Origin of the sequence: Halobaculum limi (genome assembly GCF_029490015.1) — an archaeon.
Lineage (GTDB): Archaea > Halobacteriota > Halobacteria > Halobacteriales > Haloferacaceae > Halobaculum > Halobaculum limi.
In genome coordinates this window covers 1,740,729-1,758,835 of the sequence record NZ_CP120468.1, presented here as the reverse complement: position 1 = coordinate 1,758,835, position 18,107 = coordinate 1,740,729, and the positions used below count along the sequence as shown (strand labels likewise).

Annotated in this window: 17 protein-coding genes; 11 read left to right on the top strand and 6 right to left on the bottom strand. The window is 65.7% G+C overall.

Features of this window, described 5'->3' with window-relative positions:
- Positions 1-9 precede the first annotated feature (9 nt).
- Both P0D77_RS08725 and P0D77_RS08720 read right to left on the bottom strand, forming a co-directional pair.
- On the bottom strand, positions 10-1,023 hold the full coding sequence (locus P0D77_RS08725) for a carbohydrate kinase family protein (protein WP_277552568.1): 1,014 nt from the start codon (positions 1,021-1,023) through the stop codon (positions 10-12).
- Positions 1,024-1,026: 3 nt separating this feature from the next.
- A complete protein-coding gene (locus P0D77_RS08720) occupies positions 1,027-1,992 on the bottom strand; it encodes a metallophosphoesterase family protein (RefSeq protein ID WP_277552567.1) in 966 nt (321 codons plus the stop codon).
- A 182-nt stretch (positions 1,993-2,174) separates the two neighbouring features.
- Here P0D77_RS08720 and P0D77_RS08715 point away from each other — a divergent pair, with 182 nt between their 5' ends.
- From P0D77_RS08715 to P0D77_RS08695, 5 genes are all read left to right on the top strand, one after another.
- Positions 2,175-4,328, top strand: coding sequence for an ABC transporter substrate-binding protein (locus P0D77_RS08715; protein ID WP_277552565.1), 2,154 nt, complete (start codon positions 2,175-2,177; stop codon positions 4,326-4,328).
- Between the two features lie 88 nt (positions 4,329-4,416).
- On the top strand, positions 4,417-5,463 hold the full coding sequence (locus tag P0D77_RS08710; RefSeq protein WP_277552564.1) for an ABC transporter permease: 1,047 nt from the start codon (positions 4,417-4,419) through the stop codon (positions 5,461-5,463).
- Positions 5,464-5,469: 6 nt separating this feature from the next.
- Entirely contained in the window at positions 5,470-6,924 is a 1,455-nt protein-coding gene (locus tag P0D77_RS08705) for an ABC transporter permease (RefSeq protein WP_277552561.1), read from the top strand.
- Positions 6,924-8,009, top strand: coding sequence for an ABC transporter ATP-binding protein (locus tag P0D77_RS08700; RefSeq protein ID WP_277552560.1), 1,086 nt, complete (start codon positions 6,924-6,926; stop codon positions 8,007-8,009). Before P0D77_RS08705 ends, P0D77_RS08700 begins: the two co-directional genes overlap by 1 nt.
- Positions 8,006-9,400, top strand: a complete 1,395-nt coding sequence (locus P0D77_RS08695) for an ABC transporter ATP-binding protein (RefSeq protein ID WP_277552558.1) — start codon at positions 8,006-8,008, stop codon at positions 9,398-9,400. Before P0D77_RS08700 ends, P0D77_RS08695 begins: the two co-directional genes overlap by 4 nt.
- Before the next feature lie 282 nt (positions 9,401-9,682).
- Here P0D77_RS08695 and P0D77_RS08690 read toward each other — a convergent pair whose 3' ends face one another.
- On the bottom strand, positions 9,683-10,510 hold the full coding sequence (locus tag P0D77_RS08690; RefSeq protein ID WP_277552556.1) for a ferritin-like domain-containing protein: 828 nt from the start codon (positions 10,508-10,510) through the stop codon (positions 9,683-9,685).
- 491 nt (positions 10,511-11,001) lie between these two features.
- Between P0D77_RS08690 and P0D77_RS08685 the strand changes: the two genes are divergently transcribed.
- The 4 genes from P0D77_RS08685 to P0D77_RS08670 all read left to right on the top strand — a co-directional run bounded on the left by P0D77_RS08685 (position 11,002) and on the right by P0D77_RS08670 (position 14,248).
- The gene (locus tag P0D77_RS08685) at positions 11,002-11,796 is read left to right on the top strand and encodes an HpcH/HpaI aldolase family protein (RefSeq protein WP_277552554.1); all 795 of its coding nucleotides are present in this window, start codon (positions 11,002-11,004) and stop codon (positions 11,794-11,796) included.
- 15 nt (positions 11,797-11,811) lie between these two features.
- Positions 11,812-11,949, top strand: a complete 138-nt coding sequence (locus P0D77_RS08680) for a hypothetical protein (protein WP_277552552.1) — start codon at positions 11,812-11,814, stop codon at positions 11,947-11,949.
- A 779-nt stretch (positions 11,950-12,728) separates the two neighbouring features.
- Complete coding sequence (locus P0D77_RS08675; protein ID WP_277552551.1) at positions 12,729-13,190, top strand: DUF5805 domain-containing protein; 462 nt, start codon at positions 12,729-12,731, stop codon at positions 13,188-13,190.
- On the top strand, positions 13,187-14,248 hold the full coding sequence (locus P0D77_RS08670) for a tyrosine-type recombinase/integrase (protein ID WP_277552549.1): 1,062 nt from the start codon (positions 13,187-13,189) through the stop codon (positions 14,246-14,248). The genes P0D77_RS08675 and P0D77_RS08670 overlap by 4 nt, the downstream gene beginning before the upstream one ends.
- A 155-nt stretch (positions 14,249-14,403) precedes the next feature.
- Here P0D77_RS08670 and P0D77_RS08665 read toward each other — a convergent pair whose 3' ends face one another.
- Positions 14,404-15,774 (bottom strand): TIGR00341 family protein, encoded by a 1,371-nt coding sequence (locus P0D77_RS08665; protein ID WP_277552548.1) that lies wholly within the window; start codon positions 15,772-15,774, stop codon positions 14,404-14,406.
- Positions 15,775-15,872: 98 nt separating this feature from the next.
- Positions 15,873-16,574 (bottom strand): SOS response-associated peptidase, encoded by a 702-nt coding sequence (locus P0D77_RS08660; protein WP_277552546.1) that lies wholly within the window; start codon positions 16,572-16,574, stop codon positions 15,873-15,875.
- A 155-nt stretch (positions 16,575-16,729) separates the two neighbouring features.
- Between P0D77_RS08660 and P0D77_RS08655 the strand changes: the two genes are divergently transcribed.
- Positions 16,730-17,494, top strand: coding sequence for a ribonuclease H-like domain-containing protein (locus tag P0D77_RS08655; protein WP_277552545.1), 765 nt, complete (start codon positions 16,730-16,732; stop codon positions 17,492-17,494).
- 65 nt (positions 17,495-17,559) lie between these two features.
- Positions 17,560-17,823, top strand: a complete 264-nt coding sequence (locus P0D77_RS08650) for a DUF8002 family protein (protein ID WP_277552544.1) — start codon at positions 17,560-17,562, stop codon at positions 17,821-17,823.
- Positions 17,824-17,843: 20 nt separating this feature from the next.
- On the opposite strand, the gene P0D77_RS08645 is transcribed toward P0D77_RS08650, so the two are convergent.
- Complete coding sequence (locus P0D77_RS08645) at positions 17,844-18,038, bottom strand: DUF5800 family protein (protein ID WP_277552542.1); 195 nt, start codon at positions 18,036-18,038, stop codon at positions 17,844-17,846.
- Positions 18,039-18,107 lie beyond the last annotated feature (69 nt).

Sequence of the window (18,107 nt, the reverse complement as noted above, 5' to 3'; positions counted from 1 at the left end):
AACGAAACGCTACCGTTCGTCCAGCAGTTCGTCGACGTCCTCGCGCGTCGGCAACCCTCCACGAGCGCCGGCTTCTGCGACGTTGCAGGCGGCGGCCGCCGCGGCGAAACGCCCCGCCTCGGGCGCCGACTCGCCGCCGAGCACCCAGCGGTCGATGAGTGCCGCGACGTACGCGTCGCCCGCACCCGTCTCGTCGACGACCGAAACCTCGGTCGCTGGCAGTTCGTGGACGCCGTCGTCGTCGACGAGGACCGCGCCTTCGGGTCCCATCGTCGACGCGACGCGTTCGGCCCCGCGGTCGCGGAGTTCGAGGGCTGCCTCGCGACCGGAACAGCCGAGATACGCCTCGGCGGCCACCTCGCCGACGACGAACACGTCTGCGGTCTCGACCCAACGGTCGACGGTGGCCTCGGGTGCGCCGCGTCCGGCTAACTCCGCAAGCGGTCCAGAGAGGTCGAAGACGAAGGGGGGCGCATCGGGATGGGCTGCGAGTTCGAGTGCGGCCTGGTGAACCCGGTCGGGGTTGTACGCCGTCAGAAACGTGGCGTCGGCCCCGAACAGATACGCGCGGTCGGAGTCGTCGAGAGTGAGCGTTCGGGCCGAGTCACCGGCGGTGACGATGCTCCGTTTCCCCTCGTCGTCTCGGAGAACCAAGCAGTGTGTGCTCGTACCGGACTTGCGACGGACGTGGCTGTCGTCGATAGGCTGTGCGTCGAGGTCCACGGCGACCCGGTCGCCAACGTCGTCGTCGCCGAGACGAGCGACGAGACCAGCCGAGCGACCGAGGCGTGCGGTGGCGACGGCGACGTTGGCTCCGACGCCGCCGAACGACTCCTCGACGGTGTCGGCGTACGCGCCGCCGTCCGCCGCCGGAATGTTCGAGACGTGGTACGTGCGGTCGACTGTGGCGGCCCCGACAGTGACCACTTCCGGCGCGTCGGTGGCGACGTCGGCAGCGACGGGGTCACTGGCAACGGCAGCATCGACAACGGCGTCGCCGACGGGAGTGTCGGGACCGCTCATCGTTCATTCCTCGACGAGGGGGAACTGCGCGAGGCGGACGGCGGCCATCGACGTGAGGCCACGAGCGGTGACGGAGTCGGTCGACCGCTCGCGGTGGCCGACGGTCATCCCCTCGAAGTCGGTGACAGGGACGAACCGAACCTCGGTTCCATCGGGGCCGACGTCCACCAGACAGTAGCCCTGCGGGAACGAACACGTCGTCGGCATCATCAGTTCGCGGACGCCGTCGTGCAGCGCCGCAGAGGGCATATGCAGGTGACCCGTCAACAGGAGGGGAGCGTCGTGGCGCGCGAGCGTCTCGGCGAACGGGTCGGGGTCGTCCATCTCCGGCGGGACGAACATATCCGGTTCCGCGAGGTCGCGGTGGTCGTGGACCTGGTCGGACATCGCAGGGAGGTTGTGATGTGCGAGGACGACCGGCGTCTCCGCCTCCGGGAGCGTCTCCTCAAGCCACTCGAGTTGCTCTTGCGGAACCGTGCCCGCGTGCGAGTCGTACAGCCACTCGTCGGTTCCGGCGGTGTTCAAGCCGATCAGGTCGACCCCGCCGACGCGGACGTGAAACGGAAAGCCCTGGCCGTCCGGCGTGTACCGCTCGGCGAACTCCTCCATCGAGAGGTTCTCGTGGTCGTACCCCTCCTTCGGGACGTCGTGGTTGCCGGGGATGGAGTAGAAGGGCACGTCGAGGTCGGCGAGGAGTTCGTCGAAGCGGTCGAAGTTCCACGGTTCGCCGTCTTTCGTGATGTCGCCGGCACACACCATCGCGTCGACGTCGCGGTCGGCGATGTCTGCGACGGCGTTCGCGACGTGTGCTTCGGTGTGCTCGAACAGTTTCGAGGTACCCGACTCCTCCGTCGAGAGGTGCGGGTCGGCGATGACCGCGAGACGGGTCCGGTCGTCAGTTCGCGGGCGGTCGAGACGCGCCATCACCGACCCCGAGGGGAGGCCGGCGCGGTCGACGGGCGATGACATATCGCGTCCGTCGGACACCCGAGACAAAACCTCCTCGGTCCCGGCGTGTGTCACCGACTGACGATCCCCGACAATAATGAGAGATACACGATAGTGTGATATTGACTGCTCAATAGCACATTGTATAATCATATCAACGTAGATGGTAAGTTATTTTGTCTGTCCACAGTCGTATTCACCCGATGTCCGAGGACACCACTCGGCGACGATTCCTCACGGCGGCAGGCTCGGGCGTAGCGGCGGCGCTCGCAGGTTGCTCAGGGAACCAACCGAATCAAGAATCGACCGAAGCCGACACCGAGACGGGAACGCCGATGGAGACGGCGACGGCGACGCCGGAATCCGAACAGCAGTACACCGGCGGAACGCTCCAGTTGGCGTCGAACGGGCCCGTCCAGACGCTCGACCCCGTAAACGCGAAGGGGTCGGGCGCGGGGTACAACCAGTACAACAGCACTCTCATGACGTTCGAGAACGGCGACCTGCCACCCGTCGCCGAACTCGCAACGGACTACGAGGTGTCGAGCGACGGGCTCACGTACACGTTCCAACTGCGTGAAGGCGTCCAGTTCCACGACGGCCAGGAACTGACCGCACAGGACTTCGTCTACTCGTGGGAACGCCTCGCAGGCGCCGAGGAGACTCGCAACGCCGACGACATCGTCGGCGACACGTTCGCCATCGAACACGAGAAACAGTCCGATATGGACGGCGTCTCGGCGTACATTCCGGGGACCCTGGCCGTCGAAGCCGTCGACGACTACACCTTCGAGTTCACGATGGCGACGCCGTTCACGGGGACGCTGTCACAACTCGCCAGCGGGACGTTCGCACCCATCCCCGAGGGGTCGGTTGCGTACCCGAAAGACTACGAGGACCACGAGGGCGTGGACGGCCTCATGTACGAGGGTGAGTACGAGTACAACGAGTACTTCTCCACGTCCGGCGACGGACCGTTCTTCGCGGGCGTCGGCCCCTTCCAGGTCGACTCTTGGAGTAAGGGCGACCAGATCCGCCTGTCGGCGTTCGAGGAGTTCTACGGCGAAGGGCCGTACATCGACGGCATCGTCTACACCGTCATCGGCAACCTGCAGACGCGCTTCTCCCGGTTCAAGAACGGGAACCTCGACATCCTCCTCAACGGGATGCCGACGGCGGCGTTCAACTCCCAGCGCCGGACCATCGATCGCAACCGCGGCACCTACCGGACGGGCACGTACGAACTGGACACCGGCGACACCGTCAACTATGGTGAGGCCCCGGCGCTGGACACGGACTACCTCGTGTTCAACTGTGCGCGGACGCCCAAGCCGGTTCGGCAGGCCATCGCGTACCTGATCAATCAAGAGCGCATCTCGCAAGACGTGTACAAGGGCCTCCAGCCGCCCGCGTACCACCTCACGCCGCCGGGTGCGTTTATGGCCCGCGAGGGCGAGAACCCCGGCGAGAACTACAACGCGCACTACCAGGAGGGCGCTCGGAACCAACTCGAACAGTTCTCCGACGGCTACCCCTACGGGACGGACGAGGGACTCATCGGCGAAGCCCAGCGCGTGATGGAAGAGGCCGGCTACGGCGAGAACAACCGCGCCGAAGTCGAGTTCACCGTGTTCTCCGGCGACGGCGCGTGGGACTCTATCGCGCAGACGCTGCGCGACAAGGCGACCGCCGCGTACATCGACATCAACATCGTCAAAGCCGACTTCGGGACCATCATCGGACAGGCGCTCGACGGGGCGATGGATATGTTCTCGCTGGGCGACGGGATGGAGTGGCCCGAGTCCGACAACTTCCTCCGATTCATCCCGCCGTACGACAACCCCAGCGGGATGTTCACCCGGTGGACCTACCAGGTCGTCTGCTCGGAGGTCGACTTCGACGGCGACGACGCGGAGACGGTCCGCGCGAACGTCTACGCCGAACTCGACGGCGACTTCCCGGAGGAACACGTGAAGATCGGGACCGACAGCAACCAGGTTCGCGTCGCCATCGAGAACGTCAGTCCCGACGAACTGGAATCGGCGGTCAACGACGCCGGCTACAACTACAGCGAGGCCGAGTCGACGCAGGCCGAGTTCGACCCGCTGATGCCGCGCTCTGACCGGCAGTGGGACGTCTACCTCGAGAATCGTGGCCCATCGGAGGAGGCGACTCGCGCCCGCGACGAGGTGTACTACTTCCAGGAGGAGGTCAACTGGGAGGCCGTCCAGGAACTTCCGCTCGTCCACTCAGTCACCCAGCGCCTCTGGCAGAACCGCGTGAATACGCGGATGGCCGGGACGATGGAGAGCCAGACGTTCAACACGCTCACGCTGGAGGATCAGGGCGGTAACTGACTCCGGCGAGGGCCCTCACTCTCACGATTCAACAGGAGTTTTGTAACGACGATCCAACACACCTCCGAGACCCCCTACCCCGAAACACATGAACCGGCTGAAATACATCGCCAAGCGCTTCCTGATGTCCGTTCCCGTGTTGTGGCTGGGAACCAGTATGACCTGGTTCATCATCTACCAGGGCCCCATCGACCCGGCCGCGAACCTGCTGAGCGGCAACGAACGACTCACCGAAGCGAAGTACGAGGCGGCACGCACCGAACTCGGTCTCGACCAACCGCCGCTCCAGCACTATCTGGACTGGATGTGGAGCCTGTTCACCCTCGACTTAGGGCAGACCTGGCTCGTCTACACCGGGTCGAACGTCGGGGCGCTGGTGATCGACTTTCTCCCACGCACCGTCTGGCTGGGCTTCTGGTCGGTCCTCGTCGCGATCTGTATCGGCGTGCCGCTCGGCTTCTACGCCGGGATCCGCTCGAACACCGCCGCCGACTACATCGCCTCAGTGTCCGGGATCGTCTGGCGCGCGATGCCGAACTTCTGGCTCGCGGTGATCCTCCTGTCGGTGCTCGTGGGGTCGGAGTCGCTGTTGGGCTTCGACTGGGACACCTTCCTCATCGACCTGCCTTCGGGCGTGACCGGCAACCCCGGCCTGTCGTATATGGCCGGTGACCCGCTCGCACTGTTTACCCAACCCGAACAGACGCTCGCGGCGATCAAGAAGATCCTCCCCGCGGCGCTCGTGTTGGGGTCGGCGTCGATGGGCAACGAGATGCGGATCGGGCGGACGGCGGTGCTGGAGACGAAGACCGAGCAGTACGTCGACTTCGCGCGTGCACGAGGCGTTCCGGGCCGACTGATCGTCTGGAAGCACGTCTTCCGGAACGCGCTCGTTCCGCTCGTGCCCGTGATCACGACCGAGGCGTTCTTGCTCATCGGTGGGAGCGTCTTGGTGGAGTCGGTGTTCGGGATCAACGGGATGGGGAAGCTGTTCTTCGACGCGGCGATTCAAGGCGACCTCCCGCTGGTCGGGTCGCTCATGTTCGTGTTCATCGTGTTGATGCTCACGATCAACATCGCACAGGACATCCTCTACACACTGATCGACCCGCGCGTCGGCTACGACGGGAGCTGATTCACGATGGCGACACCAACGAACACGTTCACGACGGCAGAGGCGGCACCGCTTCGAGAACGACTCGCGACGAACCCGCGCCCGGCCGCGGTGTGGCTGGGCGTCGCCGCGGTGCTGTTCGCGCTCCAGGCCGGAGCGGTCGCGCAGTTCCTCACGTCGCTGCTGGCCGACGCGGTGTCCGCGCTTCCAGGCGTCGCCGTGCCTGAAGGCATCCTGGCGCTCGAACGCGCCGTCGAGGGCCTCCCGACTCTCCTGTCGCGCGAGACGATCCCCAACCAAGGGTACTGGAACGGGAGTAGCTACGTCGGGACGTTCCTCGGCTTGTCACCGGACATCGCGTGGCTGCTGCGGGCAGCGCTCATCTACGCCTACTCGTTCGCCGCGTTGGGGTGGCTGTGGGTCGGCTACGACCGCTACCGGACCCACTACCGGATCGCCGACTGGACGCCCCGCGACGACGTGGTCGACCGATTCCGCGGACACAGTTGGGGGCTGTTCGGCGTCGCCGTCGTCGCGATGTTCCTCGTGATGGTGCTGTTCGCGCCGGCGCTGAGTCCGACCACGACGGCCGCGAACCTGGAGAACCCCTACCAACACGAGGTCACCTACTGGACGGGCGGCGGGACCGACACCGTCACTGTCGGGCAGGCCAACCTCGGCTCGCAGTCTCAGGGGACGCCCCAAGAGAACGTCGGCCCGATGCAGTACGACGACTACGGCCGCATCCACCCGTTCGGGACGCTCCCGAGCGGCAAGGACTTGTTTACCTTCATCGCCCACGGGTCGCGCATCTCGCTCGTCATCGGCCTCGTCTCGGTGGGACTGTCGGTGTCTATCGCCATCGTCCTCGCGTTGCTGACGGCGTACTACCAGGGGAAAGTCGACCTCGGCGCGGTGTTGGTCTCCGACGCCGTGATGGGGATGCCGCAGTTGCTCCTGTTGATTATGCTGTCTGTCATCCTCTCGGGGACGTGGATCGGGAAGATATACTCGGGGGCGTTCGTCCTCGCGCTCATCTTCGCGGCGACCGGGTGGCCAGCGATGTGGCGCTCCTTCCGCGGGCCCGCACTCCAGGTGTCGAATCGGGAGTGGGTCGACGCCGCGAAGTCGTTCGGGCAGACGCCGGGGATGATTATGCGCAAGCACATGCTCCCGTACATCACCGGCTACGTGCTCGTGTACGGGTCGATGACACTCGGTGGTGCGATCATCGCCATCGCCGGCCTCTCGTTCCTCGGCCTCGGCGTGAACCCGCCGACCCCCGAATGGGGCCGGGCGGTGAACGCCGGACAGGAGTACGTGACGACCGCCTCCTGGCACATCTCGCTCATCCCGGGGATCCTCATCACGCTCGTCGTGACGGGGTTCAACGCCCTCGGAGACGGCGTCCGTGACGCCATCGATCCGGAGTCCGACGCCGAAGACCAGGGCGGTGCCAGCGGTCGCGGAGGTGGTGCCTGATGAGCGGACGTGGTGCCCACGCTGACGGCGAGAGCGACGCGCTACTGGAGGTCGAAGATCTCACGACCGTCTTCCACACGGACAAAGAGACGATCCACGCGGTTGACGGCGTCTCCTTTGCTGTCGACGAGGGTGAGACGCTCGGTATCGTCGGCGAGTCGGGGTCGGGCAAGTCCGTCACGGCTCGCTCGGTCCTCGGCCTGATAGACTCCCCCGGCGTGATCGAATCCGGGTCGATCCGGTTCCAAGGCGACGAACTCACGAACGACAACTGGGACGACCACCGCGGCGACCTCTCGATCGTGTTTCAGGACCCGAGCAACTCGCTGAACCCGGTGTACACCGTCGGGAACCAGATCCGCGAGACGCTCCGGATCCACCAAGACCTGCGCGGCCAAGCGGCACGCGAGGAGGCCGTCAGACTGCTCGAATCGGTCGGTATCCCGGACGCGCGCCGTCGACTCGGGGAGTATCCACACCAGTTCTCGGGCGGGATGAAACAGCGGGCGGTCATCGCCGTCGCGCTGGCGTGTGACCCCGACTTGCTGGTGTGTGACGAACCGACGACGGCGCTCGACGTGACCATCCAAGCGCAGATTCTCGAACTCCTCGACGACCTGCAGGCCGAGGAAGACCTCGCAATCGTGTTCATCACGCACGATATGGGCGTCATCGAGGAGACGGCCGACCGCGTGAACGTGATGTACGCGGGCGAGGTCGTCGAGTCTGCGCCGGTCGACGACCTGTTCGCCTCACCACAGCACCCGTACACCAGAGGCCTACTCGCGTCGATTCCGGGGCGGACGGTGTCGGGCGATCGCCTGCCGACCATCGGCGGAGAAGTCCCCACACCCACCGGAGAGCCTGGGTCGTGTCGGTTTGCCGACCGCTGCCCGGCAGCGTTCGACGCCTGCGATCGGGTCCACCCAGAGCCGATCCAGGTCGGTCCCGACCACGCCGCTTCGTGTCTCCTCCACGAGGATGGGTACGACCGCGACCTCGGTGACGAGTTCGCACAACCGGGGGTAGAGAGTGAGCCCACACTAGAGCCGAACACCGCGGCCGACGGAGGTGACCCGCGATGAGTCGCAGCGACGACTCCGCCAACCAGACGGCCGCCGACGCCGCGGCCGGGCCGGAGCACCGCGATGCGGGCGACCCGCTGGTGAAGGTCCGCGACCTCGAGAAGTACTACGACGACGACGGCTTCATCGGTGACGACGCGGTGAAAGCCGTCGACGGCGTCTCCTTCGACATCCGGGCGGGGGAGACGCTCGGCCTCGTCGGGGAGTCGGGGTGCGGGAAGACGACGCTCGGGCGGACCATCCTCGGTCTGGAGGACGCGACCGGCGGCGAAGTCGTCTCCGACGGCCGCGAGGTGGCGAGTCTCTCGGGGAAGGAACTCCGCGAGTGGCAGCGCGACGCCCAGATGGTGTTTCAGGACCCGGAGGCGAGCCTCAACGACCGGATGACCATCGGTGAGATCATCCGGGAACCGCTCGACGCTCACGACTGGGGGACGGCCGACGAGCGCCGCGAGCGCGTGTTTGAACTCATCGACCTGGTCGGCCTCAACGAGGAGCACTACTACCGCTACCCGCACCAGTTCTCGGGCGGCCAGCGCCAGCGCGTCGGCATCGCACGTGCGCTCGCGCTGGAACCGGAGTTCATCGTCCTCGACGAACCCGTCTCTGCGCTCGACGTGAGCGTCCAGGCGCGGGTGATCAACCTGCTCGAGGACCTGCAAGACGAACTCGGCTTGACCTACCTGTTCATCGCACACGACCTCAGCGTGGTGCGCCACATCGCCGACCGCGTCGCCGTGATGTACCTCGGCGACATCGTCGAACTCGGCGACACCGAGGCGGTGTACACCGACCCGGCACACCCGTACACGGTCTCACTCCTGTCGGCGATTCCGGGGAGCCACACGGGCACGGAGCGTGACCGCGTGACGCTTCGCGGAACACCGCCATCCCCCCGCGACCCGCCGCAGGGGTGCCGCTTCTCGACGCGGTGTCCCGCGAAGGTGCGGCCCGCCGAGTTCGACGAACTGTCGACAGAGGCGTGGGAACGAATTGACGACCTAGCGACCGTCTTCCGCGAGCGTGCGAACGCCGAAACCGGCCTCACCGAACGCCTGAAGCGGAGCCTCGGCCTCGCAACCGACGCGAACGACATCGACGAGGTCGTCGCCGACCTATTCGACGTCGAACCGGGAGCGGAAGCCACCGACGATGGGATGCTCTCGTCGGAGGCGCGAACCGCCGTCGAAGACGCCGTCCAGTTCGCCCGCAAGGGCGAGGACGAAGAAGCGGCCGCCGTGTTGCGCGAGGCATTCGGGTCTGTGTGTAACCGCGAACGCCCGGAGGCGCACGTCGTCGACGCCGACGGCCGGATCAGCGCCTGCGTCCGCCACACCGAGGAGTACGACGCCCCCACGGCGGTCATCGACGAACGGTACGGCGACGACTGACCGGCGTCGTCCGATTTCCAACTCGATTCGGGGGCGCTCGACTCGGTTCGTCCCAGTAGTATCGCCTCTGGGCTTCATCTCGCCGAAGTCAGCCGGCTCCACACCTGACTGCTCCGTACTCAGCAAACCCTAGGTACTGCCGGCTGTCGGCTGCCCCTCGCTGCGCCGCCGGACGTTCCGGCAACCGAGTGACCACAGGGCCGCTCTCGGCACGTCCGACGATCAACGGCGACAGACCGACCGGCCCCGTGGAACGCCCAGCCAGCGAGGGCTCCTGTCCGATTAGGAGTCTTCCTCGCCCGGCGTACCGGTCGGGGCTTCGGTCGGTGAGCCGTCCTCGCCGTCGCCGTCAGTACCGCCCCCTTCGCCTTCCTCGTCTCCGTCGTCTCCATCCTCGTCACCGGAGTCGGTGACGATGAGCGGGCCGACAGCTTCGAGCACCTCCGACTGGGACGCCGGTTCGTCGACCACGTTCGGGTACGGGTCACTACCGCCCGCAGCGGCCACGACGGCCGCGTGTCGGGCCTCGACGCTGTGGACGCCGAGCGCCGTCTGTAGAAGTTCTGGGCTCTCGATCGCGGGCGCCGCGCCTGCGTACGCGGCGACACCCGTGTTCTCGAGCGTCGACGCGAGCGAGAGGAACGCGGAGACGTCGTCCAGGCCGAAGTCGTACTCCGCCTCCTCGACCGGGGTCCCACCGAGCTCTTCGACTGTCTGCGTGAGCACGTCGACGTGGGCTGCCTCGTGGTCGCCGATCGTCTGCAGGTTCGCGTACAACGCGTCCGCTTCCTCCTCGTCAGAGACGGGCGTCGCATCCGACTCGGCGAAGTCCGACGCGTCGAAAGTGTCGAGCGCCTCCCGGTAGAACGCGTTCTCCAGGTGCTCGAGCGTGAGCGCGTAGTTCAGCACGTCCACGTCGGTTCCCTCCTCGGAGTCTTCGCCGTCCTCCTGTGCCATCGAGAGGCCGACGCCGCTGCCGAGCGTCAACAGCGCGCCGCCGGCTATCGCCGAGTGACTGAGAAACCGCCGTCGGGAACCGCCGTCGTCGCCGTTGTCTGCCGCCTCGATACCGTCCTGTCGCTCATCCGGTGTTCGGTCGTGTGTCGTCATTGTGTTACGTGTCGGAGAATCCCGACAACCCGGACGTCCGGGCACCGACCCTTTGTTACTCAGCCCGGTCGTGGACGTAGCCCGATCGTACGTTTCGGGCCCGAGAACTGGCGTGTCGAACGGCAACCATACACCGAGTACGCCAGGTCTACACCGAGTTATCGGGCGGCGGCGGCAACACCGTCCGATCAGCGGCCCTCGACAGTCGTCAGGACACCGCTTGTCTCTCGAACACGCACATCTGCACGCAGTGGGAAGCGACAGCGCACTTTTGCTCGACTGCGGAGAATTCCGTGCGTACGGAGAATACCAAACAGAGCGTTCTGTCAGAACGTTCGAATACCACCGTCGACAACCGACGCGGGGGGTCACCGACGGGTCGAACGAGGCACGTGGAGTGGTCCGAGCCGACGTGCGAACGGCGGATGTCGCCGAAGCCCGGGTCGCGACTGCCGACGACGCACCGAGAGTATTCCTCCTCACGACAGAGTATGGAGCCTTCACAGCCTGCCAATGATCTCGCAGCGACCTTGGACGGCGGACGGGTCGCACTCGGGGTCCTCGACAACACGTACAGTCCGACACTCGTGGAGTTCTACGGCGAACTCGGCGTGGATTTCGTCTGGGTAGACCTCGAACACGGCGGACCGGATCCGTGGGACGCAACCCGGATCGAACACCTGCTCCGTGCGGCCGAACGGACGGGGATATCGTTGCTCGTTCGACTGCCGGACACGGATCCGACGCTCGTCCGAAAGGCGCTGGATCTCGGGGTGAGAAACGTGTTCCTCCCCCGCGTGGAGGCCGCCGCCGACGTCCGCGATGCGGTTCGGTCCGCACGGTTCCGATACGACGGTGACTCCGGTGACAGGGGGCTCGCCTCGCCGCGGGCGTCTCGCTGGGGGCTCACGGACGAGTACGTCGCGACCGAGGACAGCACAACTCTCGTCGGCGTGACCGTCGAGACCGAGGCGGCCATCGAGCGCCTAGACGACATCCTCGCCGTTCCGGAACTGGGGTTCGTCTTCATCGGCCCGTTCGATCTCTCGGTGTCGCTCGGCCACCCGGGTGAAATCGATCATCCGACCGTGCAGGAAGCCGTCGAGACGATTCGGTCGAAGGCCGTCGACGCGGGAGTTCCCGTCGGCGGGCTCGGATTCGGGATGGACGACGTCAACGACAAAGCGGCGAACGGATACCAGATACTGAACCTCGGAAGCACGACCGGGGCGCTCGAACAGACCGTTACCGACTGGTTCGACGCGTACGACCACGGTGGAGCGTGATTTGACCGCTGCCCTGTGACCCAATCGGTCGAGATATTCTCGATCCCGCTGGTGAACCTCGGACTGTTCTTCGGCGTCGCCGCCGGTCGGCGAGCGTCAGATCTCGCGGGCGACACGGACCCAGCGCGAGCGCCGCTCACTGCTCGGAAGTGACGAGAATCGCATCGGACACAGCCCATCCCGAGGCGAACGTTAGCACCAACGACCCGGCGCTTGCGTATCGCGATATGCAGTTTACTTGATCCGGTTCGGCCGTGTATCCACGGTCACTGTTCCGTCGGACCACGCGCTCCACTTCGGTCGGAATCGTACGCACTCACGCGGAGTGGGATACGAGCGGAACTGACCGCGATTATCACTACGCGACCTGACGAGTGCGACCGATCCGTCCGAGGTGACGGTCCCGATGGTAGTGGGGTTGGCAGCTGAACCGGACGACCGGCGCGGCGGGCGGGCCGTCGTCAGTGCCGACCATCGCCCTCGAAGAAAGCAAACAGAGAGCCGAATTGAGAGGACCGGCCCGGGAGACATACATATCACCCAAGACGCTCACCTGATAGCCCTCTATTCGAACTGCTCCCGGGGACGGGTTCCCCACAGCCGGGGTGCGCTCGGCAGTCCCACCCCGATAGATCGAGTTCGTTCTCTACGCCGAGGTCTGCAGAACCTGCCTCCGGCCGCCCGGCAACCTGAGACGCTCCGCCAGTTCGTGACTACTGGACAGGGCGATCCGCGTCCAGAGAGAATTACTAAGACTGTTTTTTGCTTCAAAATTCGAAGGGCGAGATACTGGAAGTAAACCGACAATATGGACATCTGAAGCCATCAAATGGCTGTTTAGTCCATATTCAAATTCGATGCACCCTACAGAATTAGTGTCTTAGGACACAGATATGCACCAGATTGATGTGCTGGGCCACAGAGGTGCGGGTATGAGCCAGGCGGACGCGGACACCGACCGGGTCGCCGTCACGGTTCGGCTTCCGGCGTACCAGAAGCAGGCGTGGGTCGAGGAAGCCGACCGACTGGATATGTCGCAGTCGGAGTTCGTTCGGACGATGGTCCAGGCGGGCCGCCGTGACCTCGGCATCGCCGATGCGTTCGGCGACCCGAAGGGCGTCGACGCCGATTCACCCTCGACCGAGCACGAACCGGCAACAAACTCTGCATCTGAGGAGGGTGCTTCTCCCCCCACAGACCCCAGGGGTAACGACCTCGAAACACGCCTCCTCGAAGCCCTCGATCGACGGGACGTTCTGTCGTTCGACGAACTGGTCGAGGCGGTCGCCGGCGACATCGAGGAACGTGTCGACGAGACGATGGGTGACCTCCAGTCGCGCGGGGCCGTTCGCTACAGCGGCCGGGAGGGTGGGTACACACTGGTGGAGCGATGAGCGCCGTCGACCGTCCCGGCGAGGAGGGTGACGACCCCGTCGGCTACTTCCTCGACGATATGGAGATGCACGGGAAGAGCCAGCGCACGCGGACGGAGTACGGGCGGGTACTGCGACGGTTCGAGGCGTTTCTCGCCGACCCGTCTCGTGGTCCCGGAGGTACGACTGAGACGCCGCGTGGGGCCTCACACCGCGACTGTATGGCGTTCGTCCACGCCCTCCGCCGTGACCCAGATCTGGCTGATTCGACCACTGCAACGTACGCTGCGTACCTCCATCGCTTCTACGCGTACATGACGCAGGTAGGCGCCTTCGACGCGAATCCGATGGCGTTGGTGATGGAGGAACTCGACGAGCGCATCGACACTGACCCGACCAGACGTGAGATATCCGTGCCCGCGATGCGGTCGTTCATCGACGACATCGCGCATCCGCTCGAACGGGCGCTCGTCGTCACCCTGCTCAAGACCGGGATGCGCGTGGGCGAACTGTGTAACCTCGACCTACGGGACCTCTCGCTTGCGCAGTCGGTCGACGGGTACGACCTCGGCACGCGCGCGCAGTTGGACGGGCGTGCGAACTCGCTGTACGTTACGAGCGAGCCCGCCGTCGGCCACGTGTACAACGGCGAGGAGCGCACCGCATCCAACAAGCGCAAGCGCGGAACCGTCGTCCCCGTCGACGACGAACTCGCGGAGACGCTGCTGTGGTGGCTCGCGATCCGCCCCGACGCCGCCTCGCCCGCCGATCCGCTGTTCGTCGGGACGGGAAGCGGGTGGGGTGAGCGAGTGACGCCCGAACAGGTAGGTCGGATCGTTCGCGACCACGCGAGGGAGGCCGGGTGGTACGAACAGGGTGCGGGCGCGTCGGCGAACGTCACGCCCCACTACTTCCGACACTTCTTCACGACGCATCTCCGCGACCGCACCGGCGACCGCGGCGTCGTGAAGTACCTCCGTGGGGACGTCGCCGACGACATCATCGACACCTACACCCACAACTGGGGCGACAACGTCCGCGAGACGTACGAACGGCACATCTACTCGCTGTTCGCGTAGGCCGGGTCCCGGGCGGACGACTGCCGTGAGTCCGCCGAATTTCCGTAATTCTGGAGTTCGGCGCGTCGATAAAGATAGATTTCCTACAATTTCTGCTGGTTCAGATCGTCCACGTAAATCGTATATCGCTATACAAAATCGGCATCAGATCGCGTTCAGCCGATTGGCCTCGTCAGGGGCCCTGCCGCTTGGAATTTGGTGGAACGGGGATCAGTGGAACCGATCGGCTCGGCTGGTTCCTGATCTGATATCTGTTCGTCGACGAAACCGATCCTGACGACCACGTCGCGGCCGGTCCGTTCGGTGAGGATGTCGTCGAACGTCTGCGCGAGGTTCGGTCGTCGTTCGACGTCGGGTGGGACGCCGAGGAGGACGTCGACGCGCGGTTCGTTCCCGAGGATCAGGTCGGCTGCGTGGAAGTCGACGGAGACGTCGAGGAGGACGTACCCGTCGAAGTCGTTCTCGACGAACACTTGGTCGAACACCAACTGCGTCTCTTCTTCGAACGACTGGACGGTGAACGTCGCGTACGAGACGCCGATGAGGACGACCGAGAGGACGACGATGGACGCCGCGATGGCGGCGACGCGCCACCGGACGTTCGAGCGGACGACGTCGGTCGCGTCGCGTTCGAGGGGGCGGAAGCCGGCGATGTAGAGGAGCACCAGCGCGGAGACGTTGATCGCGAGGAGGTTCACGACGACGAGTAGTGCGCCCGCGACGGCGACGGTCGGGAGGCCGTAGGCGATGCCGAGGCCGGAGGTGGCGGCGGGCGGGACGAGGGCGACGGCGATGGCAACGCCGACGAGCGACGACCCCGACCCGCGGATGATGCTGATCGCGCCGGCGATGCCCGACCCGAGCGCGAGAAACAGCGACAGGAAGTTCGGACTCGTGCGCTCGGCCACCTGTGGGATCGTCGTGATGTCGAGTCGCGAGGGGACGAGGAACGTCTGCTGGAGGATGAGGCCCAGCACTGCGCCGACGAGGATCGCGACGAGGAGACCGGTGACCTGCAGTCGGATCCCGCGGGCAGTCATCTCGCGGTCGTCGAGGACGGTCCCGACGCTCGCGGAGATGGCTGGACCCATCAGGGGTGCGACGACCATCGCACCGATGATGGTCGCCGCCGAATCGAGGAGGAGGCCAGTCGTCGCGATGACCGTACTGAGGACGAGAAACGCGAAGAACGTCGAGTTCGCCGGCGCCAACTCACGAGCGCGGGCGTGCAGTTCTTCACGAGAGATTCGCAGACCGGGGAACCGCGCCTCCAACGCCGAGAGGTTGCGGGAGACGACAGTCTCGGTCGCGAGGACGATGGTGTACGCGTCGTCGTCGATGCCGGCTTCGACCATCCGCTCCAGTACCGTCTCGACGCCGCTCGGCGGAATCGGGAACTGGACCATCGCCTCGAACCCTCCACGACCGATTTCGGGGAACACGACGTAGTCAACGCCCTGTTCGTCGAGCGCGGAGAGGACGGCCCCGCTGTTTCCTTCGGGAATGAGGACCTGTACGAGTCGCATACCGATATGATGCGCTACGAACAGATATACTGAGAGTCAGATTTCGTCGAGAGGAAGCGGCCAGCGACGCGCGGTTCGTCGGACGCCGACGCGTGCGACTACCCCTCGGCGTCGACCGCTTCGATCAGGGAGGGATCATCGTTCGCGGGAGAGTTCACCCGCGTCGACACCGGGTACCAGCCCAAGTCGTCGCCCGGATACGGATCCAACAGGTCGGCCTTCGCCACGTCGCCCGCAAGCCAGTCTGCCTCTCGATCCTCGGGCAGGACGACCGCCATTCGGTGGTGGAGTTCGCCGATTCGGTCGTTTGGCTCCGTTGTGAGAACGGCGAATGCCTCGATACGGTCGTCCTCCTCCGTTTCGTCGCCGCCTGCTCCCCACTCCCCGAGGCCGGTCTGTCGTTGTGGTGGCTCCCACGTCGCGTAGATGCCCGCCATCGCGAACACGCGTTCGTCGTCGAACGCGACCCGGTAGGGGCGTTTCTCGCCGGCGTGGTCACTCCACTCGTAGAAGCCGTCGGCGGGGACGAGACACCGGCGCGACTCGAACGACTCCGCGAACGTGCGCTTCTCGTCGACCGTCTCCGTCCGCGCGTTGATGAGGTCGAACGACTCGTCGGCCCACGGCGGCGTGTACCCCCACGTCATCCGGCGGAACGACTCGGGGGCGTCGTTCGCGAGGACGGGGAGGTCCTGCCCGGGGGCACAGTTGTATCGCGGTCCCCAGTCGTCCGGGACGGCGGCATCGAACCGTTCGGCGAGGGCGTCGGCCGTCACGGTCAGCGAATAGCGTCCACACATACCCGAAGCGACGGCCGCCGTCGGAATAACCGTACCGCGCGTTGCCCATCCTGAGGCCGACGCAACAGAACGTTTTAGCCGCACAGCGACTCCATCACAGTAGAGACGACGGTCGCCCACTGCCGTCTGCGGGCGGCCGTCACCGCTACCACACTATGCGCATCCGAAACAGTTTCATTCCGGTGCAGGGCGTCGGCGCGACGACGGAGCGACGGATGTGGGAGAACGACATCCGGGAGTGGGGGCAGTTCCGACAGGACCGCGCCCCGGGCGTCGGGGCGACGACCGCCTCCCGCATCGAGTCGTTCATCGACGAGGCGACCGAGCGACTCGACGACCGCGACAGCGCGTTCTTCGACGACGCGTTCCCGTCGGGCGAGCGCTGGCGCCTGTACGAGGACTTCCGCGACGGCGCGTGTTTCTTCGACATCGAGACGACTGGCCTCTCCCAAGAGCGGGACCGCGTCACCACGGTCTCGTTTCACCAGGCCGGTGAGACGGAGACGCTCGTCCGCGGGCGCGACCTCTCGGCAGAGACGCTGCGCGAGCAGTTCCGCGACGCCGACCTCCTCGTCACGTTCAACGGCGCACGCTTCGACGTGCCGTTTCTCGAGACGTCCTTCGGTCTCGACATTGACACTCCGCACCTCGACCTGATGTATCCGTGTCGGACGCTCGGGCTGACGGGTGGCCTCAAGCCCATCGAGCAGGAGATCGGTATCGCCCGCGACGGCCCCGAACTTACGGGCCGCGACGCCGTCCGCCTGTGGTACGAGTACGAGGACGGCGACGACCACGCACTGGAGAAGCTCGTCTCCTACAACCGCGACGACACAGTGAATCTCCAGACGCTGGCCGACGAGGTTGCTGGGCGACTCCACCGCGAGACGTTCCCCGAGAGCCTGCACCTCGACGAGTGACGTTCGAACGCTGACCACCTCCGTCGAGCGGCACCCTTTTGGGGGAGGCAGGTGGCTCACGGCCAATGAGCGACACCGAGGCGGCAGGCGAGGACAACGGCGAGACCGCAGACGGGGCCGGAGACGACGCGGCACCGACACGTGCGGAGTCGACACCGGAGACTGCTCCAGAGGTAGAACTGACGCTGTACCAGGTGAACGTCCGCGTGAAAGGCCAGGCAGACGACGACCTCTCAGAGGTCGAGCAGACGGCGACCCGCCTCATCGACCACCTCGTCGACCGGGCGGGCACGCTGGAGGAAGAACCGGACAAACGCGGCCTCAGTTGAGCGGAGAAGCCCAGCGCAGGTCAGATGATGTCGCCGACCCGTCGTGGCTCGCCCGAGAGTGCGGGCGACTCCTCGACGATCTGCAACACCTCGTGGTCGGTCACGTCGACGTACGACTTCTGTGTCGCCTCCTCGATCAACTCTTTCTCCAGTCGGAACTCAGTTCCCTCGTAGACGACGTCGACGCCGGTCTCGTCGAACGATAGTGCGGTCATACCCGAGGGTAGCCGACGTTCGTATTTAAACAGACGGCACGAGGCCCGCGGTGGCGACGTGGACCAGAC

Bases quoted from the DNA above. Each gene is read 5' to 3' on its own strand.
- P0D77_RS08660 (WP_277552546.1), bottom strand. From the start codon at position 16,574: ATGTGTGGACGCTATTCGCTGACCGTGACGGCCGACGCCCTCGCCGAA.
- P0D77_RS08710 (WP_277552564.1), top strand. From the start codon at position 4,417: ATGAACCGGCTGAAATACATCGCCAAGCGCTTCCTGATGTCCGTTCCC.
- P0D77_RS08685 (WP_277552554.1), top strand. From the start codon at position 11,002: ATGGAGCCTTCACAGCCTGCCAATGATCTCGCAGCGACCTTGGACGGC.
- P0D77_RS08655 (WP_277552545.1), top strand. From the start codon at position 16,730: ATGCGCATCCGAAACAGTTTCATTCCGGTGCAGGGCGTCGGCGCGACG.
- P0D77_RS08715 (WP_277552565.1), top strand. From the start codon at position 2,175: ATGTCCGAGGACACCACTCGGCGACGATTCCTCACGGCGGCAGGCTCG.
- P0D77_RS08720 (WP_277552567.1), bottom strand. From the start codon at position 1,992: ATGTCATCGCCCGTCGACCGCGCCGGCCTCCCCTCGGGGTCGGTGATG.
- P0D77_RS08725 (WP_277552568.1), bottom strand. From the start codon at position 1,023: ATGAGCGGTCCCGACACTCCCGTCGGCGACGCCGTTGTCGATGCTGCC.
- P0D77_RS08690 (WP_277552556.1), bottom strand. From the start codon at position 10,510: ATGACGACACACGACCGAACACCGGATGAGCGACAGGACGGTATCGAG.
- P0D77_RS08670 (WP_277552549.1), top strand. From the start codon at position 13,187: ATGAGCGCCGTCGACCGTCCCGGCGAGGAGGGTGACGACCCCGTCGGC.
- P0D77_RS08650 (WP_277552544.1), top strand. From the start codon at position 17,560: ATGAGCGACACCGAGGCGGCAGGCGAGGACAACGGCGAGACCGCAGAC.
- P0D77_RS08705 (WP_277552561.1), top strand. From the start codon at position 5,470: ATGGCGACACCAACGAACACGTTCACGACGGCAGAGGCGGCACCGCTT.
- P0D77_RS08695 (WP_277552558.1), top strand. From the start codon at position 8,006: ATGAGTCGCAGCGACGACTCCGCCAACCAGACGGCCGCCGACGCCGCG.
- P0D77_RS08645 (WP_277552542.1), bottom strand. From the start codon at position 18,038: ATGACCGCACTATCGTTCGACGAGACCGGCGTCGACGTCGTCTACGAG.
- P0D77_RS08665 (WP_277552548.1), bottom strand. From the start codon at position 15,774: ATGCGACTCGTACAGGTCCTCATTCCCGAAGGAAACAGCGGGGCCGTC.
- P0D77_RS08700 (WP_277552560.1), top strand. From the start codon at position 6,924: ATGAGCGGACGTGGTGCCCACGCTGACGGCGAGAGCGACGCGCTACTG.
- P0D77_RS08675 (WP_277552551.1), top strand. From the start codon at position 12,729: ATGAGCCAGGCGGACGCGGACACCGACCGGGTCGCCGTCACGGTTCGG.